The sequence below is a fragment of the Mesorhizobium sp. M8A.F.Ca.ET.181.01.1.1 genome (genome assembly GCF_004792025.1).
In the GTDB taxonomy this organism is placed as follows: domain Bacteria; phylum Pseudomonadota; class Alphaproteobacteria; order Rhizobiales; family Rhizobiaceae; genus Mesorhizobium.
Genome location: NZ_SRTV01000006.1, coordinates 146,666 through 170,591, shown reverse-complemented (window position 1 = coordinate 170,591; position 23,926 = coordinate 146,666). Strand labels below are relative to the sequence as shown.

Below are 23,926 nucleotides of genomic sequence, written 5' to 3'. Positions count from 1 at the left end.
TCCTTGCTTCTTCCGGCGCCTGTCAGGCTGTTTTTCTGGCCGGGCGGCGTCCAAGCGCGTGCTGGGACAGCACCATGAACGGCGCACCGGGTTCGAGTTCGACAAACAATGTCAGCGCATCCACCAGCACGGGCTGGCGCAACACATCGGCGAAAAGGCCGTCGATCGCCGCGCGCAGGCGAGGGCTTTCCTGTGGGCCGGCCCGGCCCGACAGGGTCATGTGGAAGCGGAAGGTCTCGAAAACATAGGGATAGCCCCACTGGCAGAGATTGCGAAACTCGGCAGGCTTCAGCGAATCCGGGCTGCGCCGCTCGATCTCGGCCTCGCTCAACGGCGCGCGAAACCGGTCGAAATCGCGCACGACGTCGTCGGCGAAGCGGTTGAGCGGAGGCAGCGGACCATCCGGCACCAGCGCGAAGAAGCTGTCGATCTGGCTGACGACCAGACGCGGGATCGTCACAACCGGCGTTGCTTCGGCAAAATGGTCTAGCGCCGCGCGCAGCGAAGCCTCGGTCTCGGTGGCGGCCAGGCGGAAGGGCGCTTTCAGCGTGGCGTGAAAGCCATAGCGGCGCGCCGAAGCGGTGTGGAAGGCCACTTCCGCCGCCGACAGGTCGGCCACGGCCTCAACCGGGCCGGTCGCGGCACCGAACGGGTCGCGGCCCAGCCAGTTGGCGGCGATACGCGCCAGCAGCTCGTCCTGCCTGGGGGTGAAATAGATGGCATAACGCATGGGAAGTCCTCGTCAGAAACGTTGCCATAGGTGATTTCCATGACGGATTGACGAAGCTTTGAAGGGTTTCGAAGGCAAATCGACCCTCAGGGTCGTTAGCCGACGATTTTTCCCAACTGGACCAACAAATTCAACCGGAAACGCAGAACGGTCAGGCCTTCATCAACCATTCGTGCTCGGGCGCGTTGTGGAATTTCCACGTCCGCTTCGGCCCGGCCATCACATTGAGGTAATAGAGGTCATAGCCATGGCAGGCGGCACAAGGGTGATAGCCCTTGGGCACCAGCACGACATCGCCGTCCTCGATCGCCATGGCTTCGTCCAGCGCGCGCCGGCCATCCTTGTCGGCGTCGGTATAGACGCGCTGGAAGGCAAAACCCTGCGGCGGGTTGAGGCGGTGGTAGTAGGTTTCCTCGAGATAGGATTCAGCGGGCAGATTGTCCTGGTCGTGCTTGTGCGGCGGGTAGCTCGACGTGTGGCCGCCGGGCGTGATGACCTCGACCACCAGCAGCGAGTCGGCCGGCTGCCCCTCAGGCAGGATGTTGGTGACGTAGCGCGTGTTGGTGCCCTTGCCGCGCACCTCCTGGCCGAGATCGTCCGGCCCGATCACCCGGACCGGCAAGCCGCCGCCAAGGCCGGGCGCCGAGCATACCGCGAGTTCCAGCTCGGTGTCGGCCGTCACCGACCAGTCCGATCCCTGCGGCACGTAGACCGACCACGGCTTGCCCTCGAAAGGCGACATGCGCTCGCCGAGCAGGCCGAGATCCTTGCCGCCGGCTTTTGCCGTACCCTTGCCGGTCACGAAGACCAGGCAGACTTCGCGGTCGTCCGACTGTCCCGAGGCGCTCTGGCCGGGCTTCAGCCGATGCAGATCGAAACCGACATAGGTCCAGCCAGCGCCTTGCGGCGTGACATGCGCGACGCGGCCATTGCCCTTGTCGGCTTTGACGAGCAGTTTCGACATTTTGTCTCTCCTATCGCAAATCTTCGAGATCGGCCGAAGCCTCCCAACTTCGTCATCCTAGGGCGTAGCAGGAGCGAAGCTCCGTCGCGGAGACCCTAGGATCCATTCCGTGACCCCGCAGCGGAGCGGAGCGGAATTCTGCACCGTCGCAACGCTTCAATCCAACGGCATGGATCCTAGGGTCTGCGCCGCGTCGCTGCGCTCCTTGCTCCGCCCTAGGATGACGAAGCGAGGAGCGTTTCGGCCAATCACCAACGTATGCGATCCGTTACGCACGTATCCAATCCACTGGAACTTCTTCCATCATTCCTTGGGTTCGATGCCGACCTTGGGTTCCGCAGCCGTTGCCTTCGTCTCCTCCACCGGCTTGTACAGATAAAAAAACTGCCAGACGGCATAGCCGGCGAAGCCGAGCGCAATCACGCCCCAGAACGGGGTGCCGGAGGCGAACTCGATCACCGACCAGATCACGCAGACCGCGACGACGGCAACGCGCCGCCACAGCGGCCGGAAGAACGGGTGTTCATAATCTTTCATCGCGCCATCCGAGAGTTGCTGAACCAGTTCTCAGATAAGCCACCGGTGGCGACCAATCCAGCCTTCAGGCATTCGGGAAGCCCTGCGTCTCGACGGTGTAGCCGGCGGCGGTCATCACCCGCATCAGTTCCTTATGGCCAACCTGCGCCATCTTGAGCGGCGGGTTCTTCCTGGGGTCCTGCTCGGCCTCGACCACGAACCAGCCTTCATAGCCATGATCGGCGAAGCGCTGCACGATGGCGCCGAAATCGAGCGAACCGTCGCCCGGCACGGTGAAGGCGCCGAGCGCCACGGCGTCGAGGAAGGATTGTTTCGTGCGGTCGAGCCCGTCGATCACCTCCATGCGCACATCCTTCACATGGACGTGGCTGATGCGCTTGTGGTGGTTGTCGATGGCGCGCAGCACGTCGCCGCCGGCAAAGGCCAGGTGCCCGGCATCGAGCAGCAGCGGAATGCCCTCGCCGGAATGGCGCATGAAGGCGTCCAGTTCCGGCTCGGTCTCGACTACCGCCGCCATGTGGTGGTGGTAGGAAAGCGGCATGCCTTGCCCGGCGCACCATTCGCCGAATTCCGTCAGGCGCCGCGCGTAGGCCTTCATTTCGTCGCCCGAAAGCTTCGGCTTGGTGGCGAGCGGCCTGGAGCGGTCGCCCTGGATCGAGCGTCCGACCTCGCCATAGACGATGCAGGGCGCGTCGACCGCCTTGAACAGGTCGATCATCGGCTGGATGCGCTCCTTGTTCGCAGCCATCTCCTCGTCGACCAGCGTGCCGGAAAACCAGCCGCCGCATAGCGTCACGTCGGCGGCCTTCAGGATCGGCAGCATCACCTTTGGGTCGTTGGGAAAGCGCCGGCCCATTTCCATGCCGGTGAAGCCGGCAGAGCGCGACTGGCGCAGACATTCTTCCAGCGACACGTCATCGCTCAGTTCGGCAAGATCGTCGTTCCACCATGCGATGGGGGACATGCCCAGTTTGGCTTTCAAGTCGTCACTCCGGTTTAGAACTGCTTATTACCTGTTGGTTGGCGCTGCCCCTCATCCGCCCGCCGGCACCTTCTCCCCGTATAAGGACGGGAGAAGGGGGGGTTTCGGCACCGACATCAATCGCCGACGCTCTGCATCCGCCGCTTCTCGTCATAGGCCTTGCGCGCCGCGTTCACCTGCGGCCGCGCCGAGACCTCGGGCACCGCCACGTCCCACCAGTGCCCGCCGGCATCGGTGGAAACCAGCGGGTCGGTGTCGATGACCAGCACGGTGGTGCGGTCGTTCTTTTTCGCCTGAGCCAGCGCCGTCTCCAGCCCGGCGATCGACGAAACTTTTTCTGATATCGCGCCCATGCTGGCGGCATGCGCGGCAAAGTCGACATCGGGCAGGATCTCGTGGCGCGAGTCCTTCAACAGGTTGTTGAAGTTGGCACCGCCGGTCGCCATCTGCAGCCGGTTGATGCAGCCGAACCCCCTGTTGTCGAGCAGCACGATGGTCAGTTTCAGGCCGAGCATCACCGAGGTGGCGATCTCGGAATTCAGCATCAGATAGGAGCCGTCGCCGATCATGACGACGACCTCCTCGTTGGGCTTGGCCATCTTGGTGCCGAGGCCGCCGGCAATCTCGTAGCCCATGGTCGAGAAGCCGTATTCGGCATGGTAGGAGCCGGGCGCGCCCGCCTGCCAAAGCTTGTGCAATTCGCCGGGAAGGCCGCCCGCGGCATGCAGCAGCGTCACGCCTGATCCCATGGCGCGCTGAACGGCGCCGATCACCTGCGCATCCGATGGAAAGGCGACGTTGGTCGATGCCGTCACCTTGGCCGCGTCGGCCTGCCAGGTGGTCTTGCCAGTGGCCGCATTGTCGGTCCAGGCGACAGGCGCCTTCCAGCCTTGCAGCGCGGCGCCGAGCTCGGCGAGCCCTTCCGCTGCGTCGGCGACCAGCGGCAGCGCCCGGTGTTTGCCGGCATCAAAGGGCTGCACGTTGAGCCCGATGATGGTCTTGCCGGAATTCTTGAACAGCGCCCACGAGCCGGTGGTGAAATCCTGCAGCCGCGTGCCGATGGCGAGCACGACGTCGGCCTCTTCCGCCAGCCGGTTGGCGGCCGAGGTGCCGGTGACGCCGACCGCCGCCATGTTGAGCCTGTGTTCGTCCGGCAGCGAGGACTTGCCGCCTTGCGTCTCGCAGACCGGAATGCCGGCGCCTTCGGCGAACGTCGCCAGTTCGTCGGAAGCCTGCGAATAGAGAACGCCGCCGCCGGCGATGATCAGCGGCTTCCTGGCTCCCTTGAGTGCCGTGACGGCGGCGGCCAATTCGCCACGGTCCGGGCGCGGCCGGCGCTGGCGCCAGACCCGCTCGGCAAAGAAGCTCTCGGGATAGTCATAAGCCTCGGCCTGTACGTCCTGGCAGAGCGACAGCGTCACCGGGCCGCAATCGGCTGGATCGGTCAGCACCTGCATGGCGCGGCTCAGCGCCGGTATGATCTGCTCCGGCCGCGTGATGCGGTCGAAATAGCGCGACACCGGCCGGAAACAGTCGTTGACCGTCGCGGTGCCGTCCGAAAAATCCTCGGCCTGCTGCAACACCGGGTCGGGGATGCGATTGGCGAAGACGTCGCCCGGCAAAAACAGGACGGGCAACCGGTTTACGTGGGCAAGTGCAGCCGCCGTCACCATGTTCAGCGCGCCGGGGCCGATCGAAGAGGTCGCGGCCATGAAGCGGCGACGGAAATTGGCCTTGCCGTAGGCGATCGCCGCATGCGCCATCGCCTGCTCGTTGTGGGCGCGGAAGGTCGGCAATTCATCGCGTACCTGGTAAAGCGCCTCGCCGATGCCGGCGACATTGCCATGGCCGAAGATCGCCCAGACGCCGCCGAAGATCGGCACCGTCTTGCCGTCGATCTCGGTCATCTGGCGGGACAGGAAGCGGGTCAGCGCCTGCGCCATCGTCAGGCGGATTGTCTTGCTCATGGTTGTTTCCTCCGCAGTCCCTGTGTCGCGGCCTGTTATGCCGCCTTGCGGCCGCGCGCGGCAAGCCACGCCTCGGTCAACTGTTCGAAGCGCAAGGCCATGTCGGCGACGGCCTCGTCATCGGACATTTTGCCGGCCAGCCATTGTTCGGCCGCGTGGACGAAGATGGTGCGGCCGACGGCAAAGCCCTTGACGATGGGCGCCTTGGCGGTTGCGGCGAACGCCGCCTCCAACTCGTCCTGCGGCGCCTCCAGCCCAAGCAGCACGATGCCGCGGCACCAGGGATCGTGCTTCAGGATCACCGCCTCGATCTTGGCCCAGGCACCGCTCGACGCCTGCGGCTCGAGCTTCCACCAGTCCGGCTTGATGCCGAGCGCATAGAGTTCCTCCAGCGCGCGCGGGATCGTCGTGTCGTCGAGCTTGCCATGCTTGCCGGCGATGATCTCGATGAGAAGTTCCCGGCCGACCTTGCGCGCGGCCTCGAACAGCGCGCGCAGCTTCTGCTGCTGTTCTTCCTTGAGTTCCGCCGGATCGTCAGGGTGGTAGAAGCACAGGCACTTGATGCAGTGATCGACGGGCCATTCGGTGAGCTGCGAGCCGATATCCTGCGAGAATTCGAAGCGCAGCGGCCGCGAGCCCGGCAATTCCACCGGCCGGCCCAGCCAGGCAAAGGGATGCCTGGCGAATTCGAACATCGCCTCGCGGCCATGCTTCTCGTCGATCAGCATGCCGTAGCCGTCGCGGCCGGCAGCGACCTTGGCCGCCGCCTTGACCGCCAGCACTTTGAAATCGCGGATGCGCGCTGGATCGGCGCCGGTCTTGGCCGCCACATCCTCGAGCTGCACACGGTGGTCGCAGGCGAGCGCCATCAGCGAAGGGATGTCGCGCCGGCGGGTGGTTGCCCAATGGATGTGGTTGATCGCCTCGTCCTTGCGCAGTGCGCGATGCTTGCTGCCGTTCTTGAGGAAGCACTGCAGCTCTTCGAAGGTCGGATATTCCGGCGCGCAGAGCAGCCGCGACACGGCGAAGGCGCCGCAGGCGTTGGCCCAGGTCGCCGCGGTTTTGAAGCTTTCACCGCCGAGCCAGCCGCGAAGCAAACCGGACATGAAGGCGTCACCGGCGCCCAGCACATTGTAGATCTCGATCGGGAACCCTTCGCCGACGATGCCGTCCTCGAGATCGTCGCTGATCGGCCCGTCATAGACGATGCAGCCCATGGCGCCGCGCTTCAAGACGATGGTCGCCGAGGACAGGGCGCGGATCGTCTTCAGCGCGCTCAGGCAGTCGTCGGCGCCGGACGCGATCATGATCTCTTCCTCAGTGCCGACGATGAGGTCGCAATCGGGCAGCACCGTCTTCAACTGGGCCGAGACCCGGTCCGACTTGACGTAGCGCTCGAAACCTTCGGCGTGACCGGCGAGACCCCACAGGTTCGGCCGATAGTCGATGTCGAAGACCACCTTGCCGCCCTTGGCCTTCATGATGCGGATCGCCTTGCGCTGGGCGGCGTCGCTGTTGGGGCGGGAAAAATGCGTGCCGGTGACGACGATGGCGCGGGCCGAGGCAATAAACGCCTCGTCGATATCCTCTTCCGAAAGCGCCATGTCGGCGCAGTCGGAGCGGTAGAAGATCATCGGCGAAACGCCTTCGCTCTCGACCGAAAGCAGCACAAGCGCGGTCAACCGTTCCTTGTCGGTCTTCAGCCCGTCGGTGTTGACGCCTTCGCGTTTCAGCTGCTCGCGGATGAAGCGGCCCATCTGCTCGTCGCCGACGCGCGTCAGCAGCGCCGAGCGCAGGCCGAGCCGCGCCGTGCCGACCGAAATGTTGGCCGGGCAGCCGCCGACCGACTTGGCGAAGGACGTGATATCCTCGAGCCGCGAGCCGATCTGCTGGCCATAGAGGTCGACGGAAGCGCGACCGATGGTGATGACATCGAGCGGCGCCTGTCTTGCGTCCACAGCTTCGCTCATTGGAACCTCCCGTCGGTCTTGTCGTCATGGACAACATTGTTGGGTAACACGCGCGAGCGGCAGCGTGGCGCCAGCAATATGAAATAATAATTCCAATCCATAGTCAATATGGAATGAGCATTCCCTAGCCTAAAATTGCCTTTTTGGATGTCTGGTCAAGCCTTGCGCTTGCGGCTCGCGTCACGCCGCTTCTCGCCGACGCCGACGGTCAGCGCCATGGCCAGCGCCATTGTCGCCGACAGCGAACGGAAACCGGCGAAATCCGCCTCGGCCACCTCGAACCAGACCCTGGCGAACTGGGCCAGCGGCGAGAATGAGCTGTCGGTGATGGCAACGATCGGCACGCCCTGCTCGGAAATGCTGCGCGCTTCCTCGATCGTGGCCGGTGCGTAGGGCGAGAAGCTGATGGCGATGACGGCGTCCGCCGGCGTGGCGAAGCCGACCATCTCGGCATTCAGGCCGGCAGCCGATTCGATCAGCTGGTTGCGGATCTTCAGCTTGCCCAGCGCGTAGGCGATATAGCTCGCCACCGGATAGGAGCGCCGCTTGGCCAAGACATAGATGGTCTGCGCCTTTGCCAGCAGCGAGATAGCGTCTTCCAGATGCGCGTCGTCCAGTGTGCGGGAAATGTCGTTGAGCGAGGTGCTGGCGGCGGCAATGAAACCGTCGAAGATCGCCCGGTGGCCGGCGCCGCCCTCGGCCTTGGCGCGTAGCGCCTGCAGCCGCTCGTCATAGGAGGAGTTGCGCTCGCGCAACCGCTCGCGGAACACCTGCTGCAGGCTGGTAAAGCCGTCGAAACCGAGTTGCTGGGCAAAGCGGATCAGGGTCGAGGGCTGCACACCGGCCGAAGCGGCGATGCTGGCGGCGGTGCCAAACGCGATGTCGTCCGGATTGTCGAGCGCATAGGCGGCGATCTGGGCGATGCGCTTGGGCAGGCTCTCGCGCCGGTCCAGAATGGTGGCGCGCAGCGTCTCGAAGTCGCGAGGTACCTGTTCGTCCATCGTCTCCGCCCAAGCCTGTCTGGAGGCTCTCTGTGCCCCATCATAGCGGGCCTGCGCAAGAACGCCATAAAAAATGAGGCAGACATTCCATTTCCGGAGAAAATGGACTAATTCATCCATCCAACGCTCAGGCAGTGGAGAAAGTTGGATGGTCGGCGTAGGTCTTATCGGTACGGGTTTCATGGGCAAGTGCCACGCCATCGCGTGGAGCGCAGTGGGAGCCGTCTTCCCCGATGCGACCAAGCCGCGGCTCGTCCATCTCGGCGAGGTCAGCGAGGACCTTGCCAGGCGCAAGGCCGGCGAGTTCGGCTTTGCCAAGGCGTCCGGCGACTGGCGTGCCGTCGTCAACGATCCGGAGGTCGACGTCGTCTCGCTGACGACGCCCAACCAGTTTCATCCGGAAATGGCCATCGCCATCCTCGAAGCCGGCAAGCATCTGTGGTGCGAAAAGCCGATGGCGCCGAGCTTCGCCGAGGCCGAGGCAATGGCGGCCGCCGCCAAGACATCAGGCAAGATTGCCGCGCTTGGTTACAATTACATCCAGAGCCCGGCCATCCGTCACATCGGCGCGCTGCTCGACGAGAAGATCATCGGCGAGGTCAACCATCTGCGCATCGAGATGGACGAGGATTTCATGGCCGATCCCGAGGCGCCGTTCTTCTGGAAGCACGAAGCGACTTCCGGCTATGGCGCGCTCGACGATTTCGCCGTGCATCCGCTGTCGCTGGTCACGGCGTTGTTCGGCCGCGTCGCCAGCGTCATCTGCGACATGGCCAAGCCCTATGCCGACCGCAGGCTGGCGGCGGGCGGGCGCCGCGCGGTCGAGACCTACGATATCGCCAGCGTGCTGATGCATCTGGAAAACGGCATTGCCGGAACGCTGCAGGTCAACCGCTCGGCCTGGGGCCGCAAGGGCCGTATCGCCATCCAGATCTTCGGCTCCAAGGGTTCGATCCTGTTCGACCAGGAGCGGATGAACGAATTCCAGCTCTATTTGACGTCGGACCGACCGACCGAACAGGGCTATCGCACCATATTGGTGGCGCCGCAGCACAAGCCCTATGATCTTTTCGTGCCGGCGCCCGGCCACAGTCTCGGCTTCAACGATCTCAAGATCATCGAGTGCCACGAATTGCTGACGCGGCTGGCCGGCAAGCCGGCCCGGCTTATCGAGTTCGCCGAAGGGCTGGAGATCGAGCGCACCGTGCACGCGATGGCGCGTTCTTATGAGGAAAAGCGCTGGGTGGATGTAAGGTAAAAGTCAGACGCCTATAGCCGCGTTCGTCTCCCAGCCATTGACCCAGATTTGCCGCAAGCGGTCGCCTTCGTCCTTGAAGCGTAACCCGGTCGGCTGGCAGTCCTCGATGCGGTCGCTGCGGAAATTGCGGATCGCCTGGCGCAGCTCGCACCAGGCGACGATGTTGGCGGTTTCGGCGTAGTAGATCAGCGCGATCGGGCGGATCAGCCGCTCGGAGGCACGGCCTGCTTCGTCGCGGTAGGAAAGGTCGAGCTTCTCCTCGTCGCGGATGGCGCGGCGCACCAGCGCCAGGTCGATCGTGCCGGCGGCGGGCGCGGCAAAGCCCCAGGCATGCAGCGCATTGGCATCGAGCGTCTGGCGCAAGGGCGGCGGCACCGCGCCGGCGATCTTGGCGCTGACGCGCTTGGCCGCCTGCTTGAGCTCGTCGTCTCCCGTGCGCTCGAGCAACGCCAGCGACAGCACGATCGCCTCCATCTCCTCGATCGAGAACATCAGCGGCGGCAGGTCGAAGCCGGGACGCAGGATATAGCCGATGCCACGGCCGCCCTCGATCGGGACGCGCATGGCCTGCAGCGCGGCGATGTCGCGGTAGATCGAGCGTATCGTCACTTCCAGTTGCCCGGCAATCATTGCCGCCGTCACCGGCTGCCTGGCCAGCCGCAGGATCTGGATGATCTCGAACAGGCGCGAGGCCTTGCGCATTTTTCTCCCCGGCTGTGATCACAACTGACACACCATCGTCAGTTGGCTCGATCTATAGGATCGCCCATCGGCTTGAAAATCAACAATTCCTTGGCGGCACGCCCCCAAGAGGCGACAGGCAACTGACATGAGCTACGCGGAAAATCTCTGGCTTTTCTTTCTTCTCCTGTTCGGCATCATCGCCGTTCCAGGCATGGACATGCTGTTCGTGCTTGCCAACGCGCTGACCGGCGGACGCGACAGAGGGCTGGCCGCGACCGGCGGCATCATGGTCGGCGGCATGGTACACACGCTGAACGGCGCTGTCGGCGTCGGCCTGCTCATGCATTTCGTGCCGATCCTGTTCAAGCCGCTGCTGATCGCCGGCGCCGCCTACATGGCCTATATCGGCATCACGCTGATGCGCAGCTCCATCACCGTCGGCCATGAGGGGCCGGCCGGCAGCCGTTCCGCATGGAAAGCGTTTCGCCAGGGTTTCGTGACCTGCCTGATCAATCCGAAGGCCTATCTCTTCGTCCTGGCCGTCTACCCGCAGTTCCTGAAACCGCACTATGGTCCGATCTGGATGCAGGCGACGATCATGGGCCTGCTGACCGTGCTGACGCAGGCGGCGATCTATGGCGGGCTGGCCATTTCTGCCGGCCGCAGCCGCAGCCTTCTGATCGCCAATCCGCGGGCGACCGTCCTTGCCGGGCGCGCCGCCGGGCTGCTGCTGTTCGCGGTCTCGGTCTTCACCGCATGGGAAGGGCTGAGGGCGGCGTAAGTCCCGGCGCCGCCCCTCCCGCATCGCCATCGTGTCAGGCGGCCCCTTGCCGGCTGTCCAGCATGGCGCGCCGCGCCGAGCGGCGCCATTCTACGGCACCGGCAAGCCCGTGCAGCACGGTCTCGGTGGTCGCCCAGTCGATGCAGCCATCGGTGATGCTCTGGCCGTAGACCAGCGGCTTGCCGGGCACGACATCCTGCCGGCCAGCGACGAGATTGCTTTCGATCATGACGCCGATGATGCGCTCGTCGCCCGCCGCCACCTGGCCTGCCACGTCCGCCGCCACCTTCGGCTGGTTCTCGGGCTTCTTGCTGGAGTTGGCGTGGCTCACGTCGATCATCAGGCGCGGCGCGATACCGATGCGGGCGAGTTCCACCGAAGCAGCCTCGACGCTTGCCGTGTCATAGTTCGGCTGGACACCGCCGCGCAGGATGACATGGCAATCCTCGTTTCCGGTCGTCGCCGCAATCGCGCTGCGGCCGCCCTTGGTCACCGCCATGAAATGATGCGGCTGGGCGGCCGACTTCACCGCCTCGCCGGCGATCCTGAGATTGCCGTCGGTGCCGTTCTTGAAGCCGACCGGGCAGGAGAGGCCCGAGGCCAGCTCGCGGTGGATCTGGCTTTCGGTCGTGCGCGCGCCAATGGCGCCCCAGGCGACGAGGTCGGCAATGTATTGCGGCGTCGTCATGTCGAGGAATTCGGTCGCCGCCGGCAGGCCGAGATTGTTGACGGCGGAAAGCACATTGCGCGCCATCCGCAGCCCCTTGTCGATGTTGAAGCTGCCGTCGAGGTCGGGATCGTTGATCAGGCCTTTCCAGCCGACAGTGGTGCGCGGCTTTTCGAAATAGACCCGCATGACGATCTCGAGCCGGTCGGCCAGGGCCTCGCGCAGCGCCGCCAGACGGCTGGCATAGTCAACGGCCGCGACCGGATCATGAATGGAACAAGGGCCGACGATGACAACAAGTCGATCGTCGGCCCCTGTCAGGATGGAGTGGATGGCGTTGCGCGAGGCGGCAACGGTGCGTGTCGCCGTGAGTGAGCGCGGTATCTCGCGCATCACCTCTTCCGGCGTGCTCAGCAGTCTAAGTTCCTTGACCCGAAGGTCGTCTGTAGTGGTCAACACGGCTTTCTGCTCCTGTTTGGGAACCTGCCGGCTGAAACAAAAAAGCCGCCAGGTCTGGCGGCTTGTCGGACTGTTTGCTGCAATCTTCAGATCGAGCGCAATCCTCCCGCCGCCAGCGAGCTGCTAAAGTACCAATAGGTGGCGGACAGGTGGATCATGCCGCTCATATAGTCGAAGCGGCGGCGTTTGTCGATGGGGCGATGAGGGTCAGGTGGCGAAACCGTCGATGACAGCACCCCTCTCCCCGTCCCTATACGGGGAGAGGATGCCGGCAGGCAGGTGAGGGGCGGCGCCTACGTCGGAGAGACAAGCGAGGTGGCAGGGTATGGACCGGTAATTGTCAAAGTCGGTGCTGCCTCTCATTGCCCTGCCGGGCATTTCTCCCCGTATAGTGACGGGGAGAAAGGGCCAGCCGCAACGTCGGCACTATTCCGGCGACGAGCCGGCGATGCTCTGGTCGTAGTCGACCAGCGATCCGGTCATGACGCCCGATTGCGGGCTGACCATGTAGCTGATCAGCCGCGCGAGCTGGCCCGGCTTCACCAACTGGCCCATCGGCTGGGCCGCTTCGGCCTTCGCCAGCCAGTCGTCGGGCGCGCCGTGCCATTTCTTCTGCACGATGTCCTCGCCCTCGGTGTCCATCCAGCCGGGCAGCACGGCGTTGCAGCGGATGCGGTTGAAGCGATAGGCGTTGGCGACGTTCTTGGTCAGCGTCATCAGCGCGCCCTTGCTGGTCGAATAGGGCGTCAGGAAGGACTGGCCGGTATGCGCCGACATCGACAGCACGTTGACGATCGAGCCGGGTGCCTTTTTCTCCAGCAGATGCGCCACCACGCCCTGCATCAGGAAGAAGGGGCCGCGCACATTGGTGTCGAAGATCTGGTCGAAAAGCTCTTCCGATGTCTCGACCAGGGAGCCGCGCGCCGAGGTGGCGGCGGCGTTGACCAGCGCGTTGATCGTACCGAAATGCGAGAGCGCGGTGGCGACCGCACGCTTGCAGTCGGCAACCTTCGAAACGTCGGCGCTGATGAAGATGGCGTCGACGCCAGATTTCTTGAAATGGGCAACAGCCTTGTCGCCCTTCTCCTGCGAGCGGCCGATGAGCGCCAGCGCCCGGCAGCCCTCGTCGGCGAGTGCCTCGGCGACGGCGAAGCCGATGCCTTGCGCACCGCCGGTGACGATGGCGCGTGTCTGTGAATTACGATCGGTGCTCATTGCTCTGCTCCTGGGTTCTTGACTGCCAACAGTTTCATGAGATTCATTGAGGTTTCTTCGGTGCCTTATCGCGACGTTGGGAAACTTGGTCGAAGTATCCCCAACGTCGTCATCCTAGGGCGAAGCGGGAGCGAAGCTCCGTCGCGGAGACCCTAGGATCCATTCCGTGACCTCTGCCGAAGAACGCAGCGGACCAAAATTCTGAACCGTTGGAGCCGCTTCTATGTAACGGCATGGATCCTCGGGTCTGCGCCGCGTCGCTTCGCTCCTTGCTTCGCCCGTGGATGACGACATGATGAATGTTACGGCTAGTCATAAAGCCCTGTAGATCGACGACCTTACTGTCTAGCCTAGGCGCACTGTCTTGCCTGTCGTCGCCGATTTCAGCGCCGCGTCCGCCAGCTTCAGTGCCACAAGGCCATCGGCGCCGCTTGGCGCTGCCTTCTTGCCCTTTGTCGCCGCCGTGATGAAGGCAGCAATCTCATTGGCATAAGCGTCGAGATAGCGGGTCATGAAAAAGTCGTGCAGCGGCGGGCGCGTATAGCCCTTCTCGTTGGCCAGTTCGATCGACACCGGCCGCTGGTTCTCGGCCGCCACCATGCCTTTCGAGCCATGCACCTCGATGCGCTGGTCGTAGCCATAGGTGGCGCGGCGCGAATTCGAGATGACCGCCTGCTTGCCCGATGCGGTTTCGAGGATGACGCTGACCGAGTCGAAATCGCCGGCTTCGCCGATCTTCTTGTCGACCAGCACCGAGGCATGGGCGCTGACCGCCACCGGCTCCTCGCCGAGCAGGAAGCGCGCCATGTCGAAATCATGGATGGTCATGTCGCGGAAAATGCCGCCGGAGCGCGCGATGTAGTCGAGCGGCGGGGCGCCGGGATCACGCGAGGTGATGGTGACCATTTCGACCGTGCCGATGGCGCCGTCGTCAATCGCCTTGCGCACGGCGGCGAAATGCGGGTCGAAGCGCCTGTTGAAGCCGACCATCAGCGTCGCCTTGGCCTTGTCGACCACGGCCAGGCACTTCTCGACGCGCTTGACGTCGAGATCGATCGGCTTCTCGCAGAAGATCGCCTTACCGGCCTTGGCGAAGCGCTCGATCAGATCGGCATGCGTGTCGGTCGGCGTGCAGATGACGACCGCGTCGATGTCTTTCGATTTTTCGATGGCGTCGATGGTACGCACCTCGGCGCCATAGGCGCTCGCCAGTTCGCTTGCCGCCTTTTCGAAGGCGTCGGCAACGGCGACCAGTTTTGCCTGGGGGTTGGAACCCACGGCGCGGGCGTGGACCTTGCCGATGCGGCCGGCACCAAGGAGGGCGAAGCGAACAGTCATGGAAATTTTCCTCTAGGGGATGGTTCGAAGCGGGGCGCCGGTCATGGGCGCTGGATGATTTTCCGGTCAAGACAAATCGACGGGAAGGCGATGACCATCGCCGCCGCGCCCGGCCCTTAGGCCGCGAGTTCCGCCTCCCCGGTCTTGGCGCCGGTGATGTAGGAGACGATGTCCTGCCCGTCGGTATTCTCCTTGCGCAGATTGGCAACGATGCGGCCGCGCCGGAACACGACGATACGGTCGCAGAGGTCGAACACCTGGCGCATGTTGTGGCTGATCAGGATCAGCGGCTCGCCATTGTCCTTCAGCGTGCGGATGATGTTTTCGACCTGCGCCGTCTCCTGCACGCCAAGGGCCGCCGTCGGCTCGTCCATGATGATCAGCTTGGAGGCAAAGGTGGCCGTCCTGGCGATCGCCACGCATTGGCGCTGGCCGCCCGACATGTGGCGGATGGTGTTGGACAAATTGGGAATTTTCACCGCGGTGCGGACCAGTGCCGCCTCGGTCGCCTTGCGCATGTATTTGCGGTCGAGGATCGAGAATGGCCCCAGATTGAACAGCACCTTTTCGCGGCCGAGGAACAGGTTGGACGGCACGTCGAGATCGTCGGCCAGCGCCAGGTTCTGGAACACCGTCTCGATGCCCGCCTCGCGCGCCTCGATCGGGCCGGCGAAATTCACTTCCTTGCCGTCGAACCAGACCTGGCCGCTCGTCCGCTGCTCGACGGCGGTGATCTGGCGCACGAAGGTCGACTTGCCGGCGCCGTTGTCGCCCATGATGGCGACATGCTCACCCTTGCGCAGCTCGAAATTGGCGCCTTCAAGTGCATGCACGCCGCCATAGCGCTTGGTGAGGTTTTCGGTCTTCAGGACGATGTCTGACATGGTCAAGCCCTCAATGCCCGCATGCGCTGGCGCCACTGGTCGAGAACGACCGCGCCGACGATGATCACGCCCTTGACCATCTCCTGGTAGTAGGCGTCGAGGCGCAGGAAGGTGAAGCCGGAGATGATGACGCCGAAGATGAGCGCGCCGATCACCGTGCCGATGATGGAGCCACGGCCACCCGACAGCGAGACGCCGCCGATGACCGCCATGGCGATGGCGTCGAGTTCGTACATCACGCCCATGCCGGCCTGGGCGGTGAGGTTCTTGGAGGAGAGCACCACGGCGGCGAGCGCGGCGAGAATGCCGGCGATGACATAGACGAGGATCTTGTGGTTGGCGATCTTGATGCCGGACATGCGCGCGGCATCCTCGTTGGAGCCGATCGCGTAACAGTGCTTGCCGTATCGGGTGTAGGTCATGATGAGCTGGAACAGCACGGCCAGCGACAGGAAGATGATGACCGGCATCAGGCCCTTGCCTATTGCCGCGAAACTGTCGGTCGGGAATGATATCGGCTGCCCCTTCGACCACCATTTGGCGATGCCGCGCGCGGTGACCATCATGCCGAGCGTGGCGATGAAGGGCGGGATGCGCGTGTAGGCGATCAGGGCGCCGTTGACGAGGCCGGCGAGCAGGCCGCAGCCGATCGCCACCAGCACCGGCACGATCACCGGCAGGTCGGTCCAGCCCTGCGCCAGGAACATCGCCTTGGGATTGGGATTGCCGTTGACGGTCGCGACCTGGGCGAAGCTCATGGCGATCATGGCGGTCGCGCCGACGATCGAGCCCGAGGACAGGTCGATGCCGCCGGTGATGATCACTTGCGTGACGCCAATGGCGATGATGCCGACGATCGACACCTGCAGGATGATGATCTGCAGCCGCGCCTCGTTGAAGATGCCGGAGACGTCGCTGCGGGTGTTGAACAGGAAGCTGTCGCCGAGAAAGATCCGGCCGATCAGCTCGAAGATGACGACGAGGATGACGAGCGCCAGGAAGACGTTGAATTCGGCCGGCCATATACGCTTCCTGGCGTCATAGCCGACGCCGCCGACGCCGTGAGATGTCTGTGCCAATCTTCTATCCTCCGTCAGCCGCGGTCGTTCCTCGAGCACCTTTCAGGCGCCGAGGGGGAAGAGGAGCGGCGCTGCCTTTACGCGAGAGCGCCGCTCCGTATGTCCGCGGCTCAGTTCTTCTTCAAGAACTTGTCGATGTTCGCAGGCGTGACCAGCTGGAACGGGACATAGACCTTGTGTTCGACCTTCTCGCCCTTGGCGAGCTTCAGCGCCGCGTCCAGCGCGCCCGCGCCCTGGCCGGCGGCATCCTGGAACACGGTGGCATCGAGGTCGCCCGCCTGCATGGCGGCAAGCGCGTCCTGGGTGGCGTCGACGCCGCCGACGACAACCGACTTCATGTCGATGTTGGCGGCCTTCATCGCCTGGATGGCACCGATGGCGCTTTCGTCATTGTTGGCGATGACGCCGTCGAACTTCTTGCCGGTCGACAGCCAGTTGGTCATCAGGTTCTGCGCCTGGTCGCGATCCCAGTTCGAGGTCTGCTTGTCGATGATCTTAATGAAGCTGCAGTCCGGGGTGGCGATGACATCGTCGATGTCCTTGGTGCGCTGCACGGCGGCCTGGTTGGAAAGCTCGCCCATGATGACATAGACATTGGCTTCCTTCTTGCCGGCTTCCTTGAACAGGCGGCAGACTTCCTTGGTTTCGAGCGTGCCGGAATCGGCCTCATTGGAAGCGACGAAGGCCTGGTTGTCGGGCAACGTGTCGACATTGACCGGCTGGCGGTTGACATAGACCAGCGGGATCTTGGCCGCGGCGGCCGCATCCGACATTGCCTGCGTGGCCGAGGTGTCGACCGGGTTGACGATGATGGCGTCGACGCCCGAAGCGGCGAAGTTCTTGATCTGGTCGAGTTGCTTGGCGACGTCGTTCTGCGCGTCCTCGACCTGCAGCTCGACGCCGCTCATGCCCTTGGCCTGCTCGATCATGCCGTTGCGCAGCACGGTAAGGAAATTGTCGTCGAACTTGGCCATCGAGACGCCGATCTTGGCGGCCATGGCCGATGAACTCATCAGCGCCGCGAAGGCGACGCCCAAAAGCAGTTTCTTCATTTTAATCTCTCCTCCACTTTGGTGTCCGGTTGCACCGATTTCTCCGGAATCCCCGATCTCCCCGGGGAATCTCTCCCGATTGTCTTCTCCCCGGTGGCGCCTGCCGTTTGCTGGAACGCCAAAGCCTGTGTTTGAAACAGATGTTCCCGGAACGTAAGGACCAAAATACATCACCGATGAAATATTTATTCCATTTCGTCGGGAGGCGTCAAGGGCGATTCCAAAACCGGACGTGCGATTTTGGCGGACGCGTCGACGGTGTGCGGATGCTGCCGGAAGAATGCCGCTGGCTTGGCGGCGGAGCAGACAGGCGCACGCCCGCCGCCGGCGGCGAGGCCTATGGCATCAGCGCGCCAGGTCCGTTCCCTGGATGCCGTCGACAGGCGATGGCAGTTCAGAAATGCCAGATGTCTCTCTGCAGCAAGAGATCGAGCGGCGCTCTCCAGACCCTGTATCCCGCCGCCTGCCTCACCTGCTGTTCGACGCTGAGCTTGCCGCTGACATCGAAGAAAACTCCAATTCGCCTTCGGGCGTGAAGCTTTGTTCCGGTGGTGGTGTAATTGCGGATAGGCAGCTGCTGGCGGCTGATCGTTCGCCCATCCTGTGATAGCGCGACGCCGATGCAGAATTGTTCCGGGGTATGCAAACGCACGATTTCACTGACTCTCTCGCTGGCGGCGTATGCTCGCTCCAGCGCAGGAATGTTGTTATGATGAACGCCAAGGACGCCGCTCGCCCACATGGTTTCATCTCCGGTCAGGATGTGGCCTCCAATTGAGAGCCCTTTGCCTTCGAGCGCTCGATAAGGGGCCTTTGGGCGCCCTTCGCACCGCCACATTATGGAGGACAACGCTGTAATTCGCCTGAAACATCGCGATATGTCGCCGGTCGGATACATGTCCGTGTCCATGAAGAACAGGCGCTCGCAACGCCGCAGCAAATCGACGATGCCGGCTGCCTTGATGCCAAACCTGTATCGATTGCCGAAGGACATCTCGGCCTTTCTCTCGGCCGTTAGCTCGATCGTTTCGATAGGATAGCCGTCGAAAATGGAGGGCCTGTCGGTCAGGACCATGACCCTGGCATCCGGGCAATAGTAAAGCAGGCGAAGGGCGCTGAAGAGCGCGCCACGCGCATAGAGCTCGTCGCTCCCAAAAGCGATGTACCCAAACCCATCTCCGCCCATCGGGCATGTATATATTAGCAATCATTAATGCGTCAAATTTGGATGCCCCCGTCGGGCGACGCGCTGAAAGCCCTGGCGCGCTAGATGTTCTCGGGCAGGTAGATGTCGAACGGCAGGAAGGTCTGGCCGGGAGCGTTAGCCGCGCCCGTCTCGATGGCGTGCGCCATGAGATCGAGCAGTTCGCGGCACAAAGCCGCCAGAGGCGTGGAGATCACCATGGTCAGCACCCCGTCCGCCAGGGCGGATCGCGAGACCGCCGATATCTCGTTGCAGACCACCGCTGGCATCTCTGCTGGCTTGGCCTGCCTAAGCGCCGCGACCGCGCCTTCCATGCCGCCGCCCGCGACATAGCAGCCGACGAGGTCCGGATGACGGCCGAGCAGGTCGAGCAGCGTGTCCTGCGTGATCTGGTTGGCCTCGAGATTGACCAGCGTTTCGAGCAGGGTGAAGTCCGGCGCCTGTTCGCGGAAGAAGGAGCGGAAGCCGATCTCGCGCAGTTCATGGCCGTGGAAGCGGTGGCTGCCGACGAAAAGCGCGACCTTGCCCGGCCGCTTCGCCGCTTTCGAGATCATCCAGGCTGCCGTGCGCCCGACCTTGCGGTTGTCGAGGCCGACATAGCCCTCGCGAATGCCGGCGGCGAAGTCGGACAGCAGCGAAAAAACCGGCAATCCCCTGGCCTTCATCTCCTCGACAATGACCGTCAGCGCCGGGTGATCCGGCCCGACCAGGGCGACGGCCTTGCACTTGGCCGCCAGCTTGCGCGTGTGCTCGACGATTTCGTCCGGCGTCAGCGAAACGGCGAAGTCGATGATCGCGACGCCGCGAAAGCGCTGCGATTGCGACACCGCGAGTTCGAGTTGCCGCGCGAACTCCGTGTAGAAGACGTCGTTGCCTCTCAAAAGCAGGAAGCCGAGCCGGTATTCCGGCAATTCATGGCGCATACGCTGCTTGATCAGGCCGGCCGCGTGATAGCCGATCTCGGTCGCGGTCTCGTAGACGCGGCGTGCCGTTTCCTCGCGAACCGGCAAGCGATTGTTGAGCACGCGGTCCACCGTGGCGACGCTGACGCCGGAGACGCGCGCCAGATCTGTTATGGTCGGCCGTTTCGCCATGATCGCCCCGTTCGATTGCCTGGTATTGATATACCACTTTGATAGGAAATGATAGAAACTATCTTTGTGACGTTGAGTCTATCATGGCGCGGCGTTATTTCTAGGCATGAAACCAGTGGTGATCGGCATTCGCATGGCGAATGCCCCTGCCTTGGGAGGCAATCATGACCGCAGCGCCGTCCCGGCGTGATTATAGCCTGATCGGCCGCGACGCCCGACTTGCCGTCGAAAACGGCCTGTCGGCGGCCGAGTGGTATCACACCGACATTCCCCGCAAGCAGATAAAGGAGCTGATGCAGCGCTCCGATGGTCCGGCGATCCGCGACACGGCGATCTGGCTGGCCGCCCTCGCCATCAGCGGCGCCGGCGGCGCCTGGTTCTGGGGCAGCTGGTGGTGCGTACCGTTCTTCTTCGCCTATGGTGTGCTCTACGGCTCATCCACCGATTCACGCTGGCACGAATGCGGCCACGGCACGGCGTTCCGCACGCAGTGGATGAATGATGCGGTCTATCAGGTCGCCTGCTTCATGATCATGCGCAATCCGGTGACCTGGCGCTGGAGCCACACGCGCCATCACACCGACACCATCATCGTCGGCCGCGACCCTGAGATTTCGGTCATGCGGCCGCCGGACCTGGTGCGCCTCGTCCTCGGTTTTGTCGGCGTGCTCGACGCCTGGCACGCGATGTCAGACATGCTGCGCAACGCCGCCGGCAACATCAGCGCGGCCGAGAAGACCTTCATTCCCGAGCAGGAACAGCAGAAGGCGATCCGCATTGCCCGCATCTGGACGGCGATCTATGCCGCGACCATCGCGCTGGCGCTCTACACCGGATCGTTCCTGCCCTTGATGCTGGTCGGCCTGCCCAGGCTCTACGGTGCCTGGCATCATGTCATGGTCGGCCTGCTGCAGCATGGCGGGCTGGCCGAGAACGTCACCGATCACCGGCTGAACAGCCGCACCGTCTACATGAACCCGATCAGCCGCTTCATCTACTGGAACATGAACTACCACGTCGAGCATCACATGTTCCCGATGGTGCCCTACCATGCGCTGCCCAGGCTGCATGCGCTGATCAAGCACGATCTGCCGGCACCGACGCGATCGATCCTGGCCGGGTACCGCGAGATGATCCCGGTCTTCCGCCGCCAGCTGCGCAACGAGGATTATTTCCTCAAGCGCGAGCTGCCGCCGACCGCCAGGCCATACCGCGAGGAATTCCACAACGACGCCGTCGCCACGGCGGCGGAATGACATCGAACGGCTCCAGGGGAGGACTGAATGAGCGATTGGGTCGAGGCGTGCGCCGCCGGTGACATCGATGAAGAGGACGTGATGCGCTTCGATCATGGCGGGCGCACCTTCGCCATCTATCGCAGCCCGGACGACGAGTATTTCGCCACCGACGGACTTTGCACGCATGAGAAGGTGCATCTCGCCGACGGGCTGGTGATGGATGACATCATCGAATGTCCCAAGCACAATGGCCGCTTCAACTACAAGACCGGCGCGGCCAGGGGCGCGCCGGTCTGCGTCAACATCAAGACCTATCCGGTCAAGGTCGACGCCGGCAAAGTCCTCGTTCAGATCGGGTGACCGGCATGGCACGCGGGATGGTGATCATCGGAGCCGGGGAATGCGGCGGTCGGGCCGCACTCGCCTTGCGCGATCTCGGCTATGACGGGCCGGTGACGCTGGTCGGCGACGAGCCGCATCTGCCCTATGAGAGGCCGCCTTTGTCCAAGGAGGCGATGGCCAGCGACGCGCCGGCAATCAAGGCGATCGCCAGCGACGAGGTGCTGGCCGAAAAATCGATCCGGCATATCCATTCCGTCCAGGCCGTGGCTATCGATCGCGCGGCGCACACGGTGCGCCTGTCCGACGGCTCGGCGCTGCCCTACGACAAGCTGCTGCTCGCCACCGGCTCGACGCCGCGCAAGCTGCCGATGCCTGGCCTTGGCGGGCGCTGCGTCTATCTCAGAACCTTCGCCGACGCGCTGGCCATTCGCGCCCATCTTCGTGCCGGCAACCGCATCGCCGTCATCGGCGGCGGCTTCATCGGCCTCGAGCTTGCCGCGGCGGCGCGCAAGCTCGGCGCTTCGGTCACCGTCATCGAGGCGCAGCCGCGCATCCTGATGCGTGGCGTTCCGGCCGAGATCGCCGAAATCATTCACAAAGCGCATGTCGCCGAGGGTGTCGACGTGGTCTGCGGGCAAGGCATCGCCTCCATCGCCGACGACGGCAAGGAGGTGCGAGTGATGCTTGCCGGCGGGCGCGAGATATCAGCCGACCTCGCCGTCATCGGCATCGGCGCCGTGCCCGTGACCGGGCTCGCGGCGGAAGCCGGCCTGGCCATCGAAAATGGCATCGCAGTCGACGCCGAGCTGCGCAGCAGCGATCCCGACATCTTCGCCGCCGGCGATTGCTGCTCGTTTCCGCTCGCCGTCTATGGCGGCCGCCGCGTGCGGCTGGAAGCCTGGCGCAATGCGCAGGAACAGGGCGCGCTGGGGGCCAGGAACATGCTTGGCGCCGGCGAGGCGCATGCGGCGGTGCCGTGGTTCTGGTCGGATCAATATGGCCTGTCCCTACAGATCGCCGGACTTTCCGACGAAGGCCGCAGCACGGTGCGTCGCGATCTCAGTGACGGCGCCTTCATCCTGTTTCATCTGGCCGAGGAAGGCAGGCTGGTGGCGGCCAGCGGCATCGGCCCGGGCAATGCGGTGGCCCGCGACATAAGGCTCGCCGAAATGCTGATCGGCAAGCGAGCGAAGCCGTCGGTGGAGGCGCTGGGATCGCCTGACGTCAAGCTGAAGGCGTTGCTGGCGCCTGAACGGTCACATCGGCTCGCCGATGGCGGCGCCGCCCCTCATCTGCCTGCGGGCATCTTGTCCCCGTAGAACGGGGAGAAGGGAGCTGTGGCACCCTCGCCGCAATTCATCATGCACCGCTAAAAATTGGCGAAATCATTGATATCAGCATCTTTCTCCCCGTCACTATACGGGGAGAAATGTCCGGCAGGACAATGAGGGGCGGCCCAGGCGTCAACGAGCTAATGCCACCACGCCGGAGCCGCTAGAACAGCGCCCTGAGCTCCGGCAGCTTGTCGTTGACCAGCCAGCCGTAATAATTCTCTTCCGGCAGCTTCTCCGGCTCGCCGGCGGCGCGGCGCTTGCCGTTTTCAGCCTTCAGCGCATAGGCGCGCTGCTCCGGATTGCCGACATTGTAGAGCGTGGCGGTCAGTCCTGGATTGCCCGAAATGTCGAAGCCGGCGATGCTCTTATAGGCGTCGATCGACTTCCTGATCGTCGCCGCGACATATGGCAGCGTCAGGTCCGGATCCATGATGGTCTTGTAGACCGAGTTGGGATCGGAGACGTCGAGCTTCGGCAAGCCGGACACCTTGTGCACGAGGTCGCTCATCTGCAGGGCGGTCAACGGGTTGAGCTGGCCGAGGCCGAAGGTCTGGCCGGCATAGTAGGGCTGGAAGAAGGTGGCGCCGAAACGGTTGTCGGGGAAATCCTCGCCGCCGACTGTCTTGCCGCGAAACGAACGGTTCCAGACCTGTTCGCGGCATTCCCACAGATCGTAGCTGTCCGAAATCGCGGCGCATTTCTTGAATTCCGGTCGCTGCACGAAATCGGTGATGTCCTCGCCGTCATAGGCGAAGGAGAGCTTGCTCGAGAGATAGGAGATCGCCTTGACGTAGTAGGTCTGCAGTCGGTCATAGGCGTCGACATTGTAGGTGTGCTCGCCGACGATGGCGCCAACGATATGCAAGGGGTCGATGCCATAGGCGCTTGCCGCCTTCTTGATCTTGGCGCGCAGATCGGCGTCGTTCTGCAGCAGCGCGTAGACCTTGCGGTACTTCGCCTGGAAGGTGGTGTTGGTCGCCTGCGTGCGTCGGCTTGAGGCGCCGGGAATGTCCGGCTGCTCGGCATTGCGGTTTCCCGCCGGCACCAATGTCGCCGCATCGGCGGCGAACAGCGTCGCCGCCAGCGTCAAGCCGAGAATGACCAGGATGAGTTTTTTCATGCGCCGCCGCCTAGAGAATTGCCGCG

At 63.7% G+C, this 23,926-nt stretch carries 22 protein-coding genes; 5 read left to right on the top strand and 17 right to left on the bottom strand.

What is annotated here, in order from left to right; translation table 11 throughout:
* Positions 1 to 22: 22 nt before the first annotated feature.
* The 7 genes from EN824_RS21855 to EN824_RS21820 form a co-directional block, all read right to left on the bottom strand.
* Positions 23 to 730, bottom strand: a complete 708-nt coding sequence (locus EN824_RS21855) for a DUF1045 domain-containing protein (RefSeq protein ID WP_127871210.1) — start codon at positions 728 to 730, stop codon at positions 23 to 25.
* 151 nt (positions 731 to 881) lie between these two features.
* Complete coding sequence (gene iolB / locus EN824_RS21850; RefSeq protein WP_127279305.1) at positions 882 to 1,694, bottom strand: 5-deoxy-glucuronate isomerase; 813 nt, start codon at positions 1,692 to 1,694, stop codon at positions 882 to 884.
* 303 nt (positions 1,695 to 1,997) lie between these two features.
* Positions 1,998 to 2,231, bottom strand: a complete 234-nt coding sequence (locus EN824_RS21840) for a DUF3329 domain-containing protein (RefSeq protein WP_127279302.1) — start codon at positions 2,229 to 2,231, stop codon at positions 1,998 to 2,000.
* Positions 2,232 to 2,295: 64 nt separating this feature from the next.
* Complete coding sequence (gene iolE, locus EN824_RS21835; protein ID WP_135932699.1) at positions 2,296 to 3,213, bottom strand: myo-inosose-2 dehydratase; 918 nt, start codon at positions 3,211 to 3,213, stop codon at positions 2,296 to 2,298.
* Positions 3,214 to 3,329: 116 nt separating this feature from the next.
* The gene (gene iolD, locus EN824_RS21830; RefSeq protein ID WP_135932698.1) at positions 3,330 to 5,180 is read right to left on the bottom strand and encodes a 3D-(3,5/4)-trihydroxycyclohexane-1,2-dione acylhydrolase (decyclizing); all 1,851 of its coding nucleotides are present in this window, start codon (positions 5,178 to 5,180) and stop codon (positions 3,330 to 3,332) included.
* Positions 5,181 to 5,215: 35 nt separating this feature from the next.
* A complete protein-coding gene (gene iolC, locus EN824_RS21825; protein ID WP_135932697.1) occupies positions 5,216 to 7,150 on the bottom strand; it encodes a 5-dehydro-2-deoxygluconokinase in 1,935 nt (644 codons plus the stop codon).
* Positions 7,151 to 7,305: 155 nt separating this feature from the next.
* On the bottom strand, positions 7,306 to 8,151 hold the full coding sequence (locus EN824_RS21820) for a MurR/RpiR family transcriptional regulator (protein ID WP_127280184.1): 846 nt from the start codon (positions 8,149 to 8,151) through the stop codon (positions 7,306 to 7,308).
* 148 nt (positions 8,152 to 8,299) lie between these two features.
* On the opposite strand from EN824_RS21820, the gene EN824_RS21815 reads away from it, so the two are divergent.
* Positions 8,300 to 9,409 (top strand): Gfo/Idh/MocA family oxidoreductase, encoded by a 1,110-nt coding sequence (locus tag EN824_RS21815; RefSeq protein WP_135932696.1) that lies wholly within the window; start codon positions 8,300 to 8,302, stop codon positions 9,407 to 9,409.
* Between the two features lie 3 nt (positions 9,410 to 9,412).
* On the opposite strand, the gene EN824_RS21810 is transcribed toward EN824_RS21815, so the two are convergent.
* On the bottom strand, positions 9,413 to 10,111 hold the full coding sequence (locus EN824_RS21810; RefSeq protein ID WP_135917616.1) for a YafY family protein: 699 nt from the start codon (positions 10,109 to 10,111) through the stop codon (positions 9,413 to 9,415).
* Positions 10,112 to 10,238: 127 nt separating this feature from the next.
* Between EN824_RS21810 and EN824_RS21805 the strand changes: the two genes are divergently transcribed.
* Positions 10,239 to 10,874 (top strand): LysE family translocator, encoded by a 636-nt coding sequence (locus EN824_RS21805; RefSeq protein WP_127279237.1) that lies wholly within the window; start codon positions 10,239 to 10,241, stop codon positions 10,872 to 10,874.
* A 34-nt stretch (positions 10,875 to 10,908) separates the two neighbouring features.
* Here EN824_RS21805 and EN824_RS21800 read toward each other — a convergent pair whose 3' ends face one another.
* The 8 genes from EN824_RS21800 to EN824_RS21765 all read right to left on the bottom strand — a co-directional run bounded on the left by EN824_RS21800 (position 10,909) and on the right by EN824_RS21765 (position 19,866).
* A complete protein-coding gene (locus EN824_RS21800) occupies positions 10,909 to 12,000 on the bottom strand; it encodes a 3-deoxy-7-phosphoheptulonate synthase (RefSeq protein WP_127279236.1) in 1,092 nt (363 codons plus the stop codon).
* Positions 12,001 to 12,426: 426 nt separating this feature from the next.
* Positions 12,427 to 13,215, bottom strand: a complete 789-nt coding sequence (locus EN824_RS21795; protein WP_127279235.1) for an SDR family oxidoreductase — start codon at positions 13,213 to 13,215, stop codon at positions 12,427 to 12,429.
* A gap of 345 nt (positions 13,216 to 13,560) precedes the next feature.
* A complete protein-coding gene (gene iolG / locus EN824_RS21790; protein ID WP_127279234.1) occupies positions 13,561 to 14,553 on the bottom strand; it encodes an inositol 2-dehydrogenase in 993 nt (330 codons plus the stop codon).
* Between the two features lie 116 nt (positions 14,554 to 14,669).
* Positions 14,670 to 15,437 carry an ATP-binding cassette domain-containing protein gene (locus EN824_RS21785; RefSeq protein WP_023772158.1) on the bottom strand — a complete coding sequence of 256 codons (768 nt, stop codon included), beginning with the start codon at positions 15,435 to 15,437 and terminating at the stop codon, positions 14,670 to 14,672.
* Between the two features lie 2 nt (positions 15,438 to 15,439).
* Positions 15,440 to 16,516, bottom strand: a complete 1,077-nt coding sequence (locus EN824_RS21780) for an ABC transporter permease (protein WP_127871200.1) — start codon at positions 16,514 to 16,516, stop codon at positions 15,440 to 15,442.
* A 110-nt stretch (positions 16,517 to 16,626) separates the two neighbouring features.
* The gene (locus tag EN824_RS21775; RefSeq protein ID WP_015314570.1) at positions 16,627 to 17,568 is read right to left on the bottom strand and encodes a sugar ABC transporter substrate-binding protein; all 942 of its coding nucleotides are present in this window, start codon (positions 17,566 to 17,568) and stop codon (positions 16,627 to 16,629) included.
* 394 nt (positions 17,569 to 17,962) lie between these two features.
* Positions 17,963 to 18,643, bottom strand: a complete 681-nt coding sequence (locus EN824_RS21770) for a hypothetical protein (protein ID WP_245464532.1) — start codon at positions 18,641 to 18,643, stop codon at positions 17,963 to 17,965.
* A gap of 191 nt (positions 18,644 to 18,834) precedes the next feature.
* Positions 18,835 to 19,866, bottom strand: a complete 1,032-nt coding sequence (locus EN824_RS21765; RefSeq protein ID WP_127871199.1) for a LacI family DNA-binding transcriptional regulator — start codon at positions 19,864 to 19,866, stop codon at positions 18,835 to 18,837.
* Positions 19,867 to 20,030: 164 nt separating this feature from the next.
* Between EN824_RS21765 and EN824_RS21760 the strand changes: the two genes are divergently transcribed.
* From EN824_RS21760 to EN824_RS21750, 3 genes are read left to right on the top strand one after another with little or no spacing between them, the layout of a single operon-like run.
* Positions 20,031 to 21,122 (top strand): fatty acid desaturase family protein, encoded by a 1,092-nt coding sequence (locus EN824_RS21760; RefSeq protein ID WP_135862720.1) that lies wholly within the window; start codon positions 20,031 to 20,033, stop codon positions 21,120 to 21,122.
* Between the two features lie 27 nt (positions 21,123 to 21,149).
* Entirely contained in the window at positions 21,150 to 21,464 is a 315-nt protein-coding gene (locus EN824_RS21755) for a MocE family 2Fe-2S type ferredoxin (RefSeq protein WP_127280380.1), read from the top strand.
* 5 nt (positions 21,465 to 21,469) lie between these two features.
* Entirely contained in the window at positions 21,470 to 22,765 is a 1,296-nt protein-coding gene (locus tag EN824_RS21750; RefSeq protein WP_245511995.1) for an FAD-dependent oxidoreductase, read from the top strand.
* A 175-nt stretch (positions 22,766 to 22,940) separates the two neighbouring features.
* Here the strand turns inward: EN824_RS21750 and EN824_RS21740 are convergent, their stop codons facing one another.
* Positions 22,941 to 23,900: a DUF1402 family protein gene (locus EN824_RS21740; protein ID WP_127871197.1), complete on the bottom strand. Its 960-nt coding sequence runs from the start codon at positions 23,898 to 23,900 to the stop codon at positions 22,941 to 22,943.
* Positions 23,901 to 23,926 lie beyond the last annotated feature (26 nt).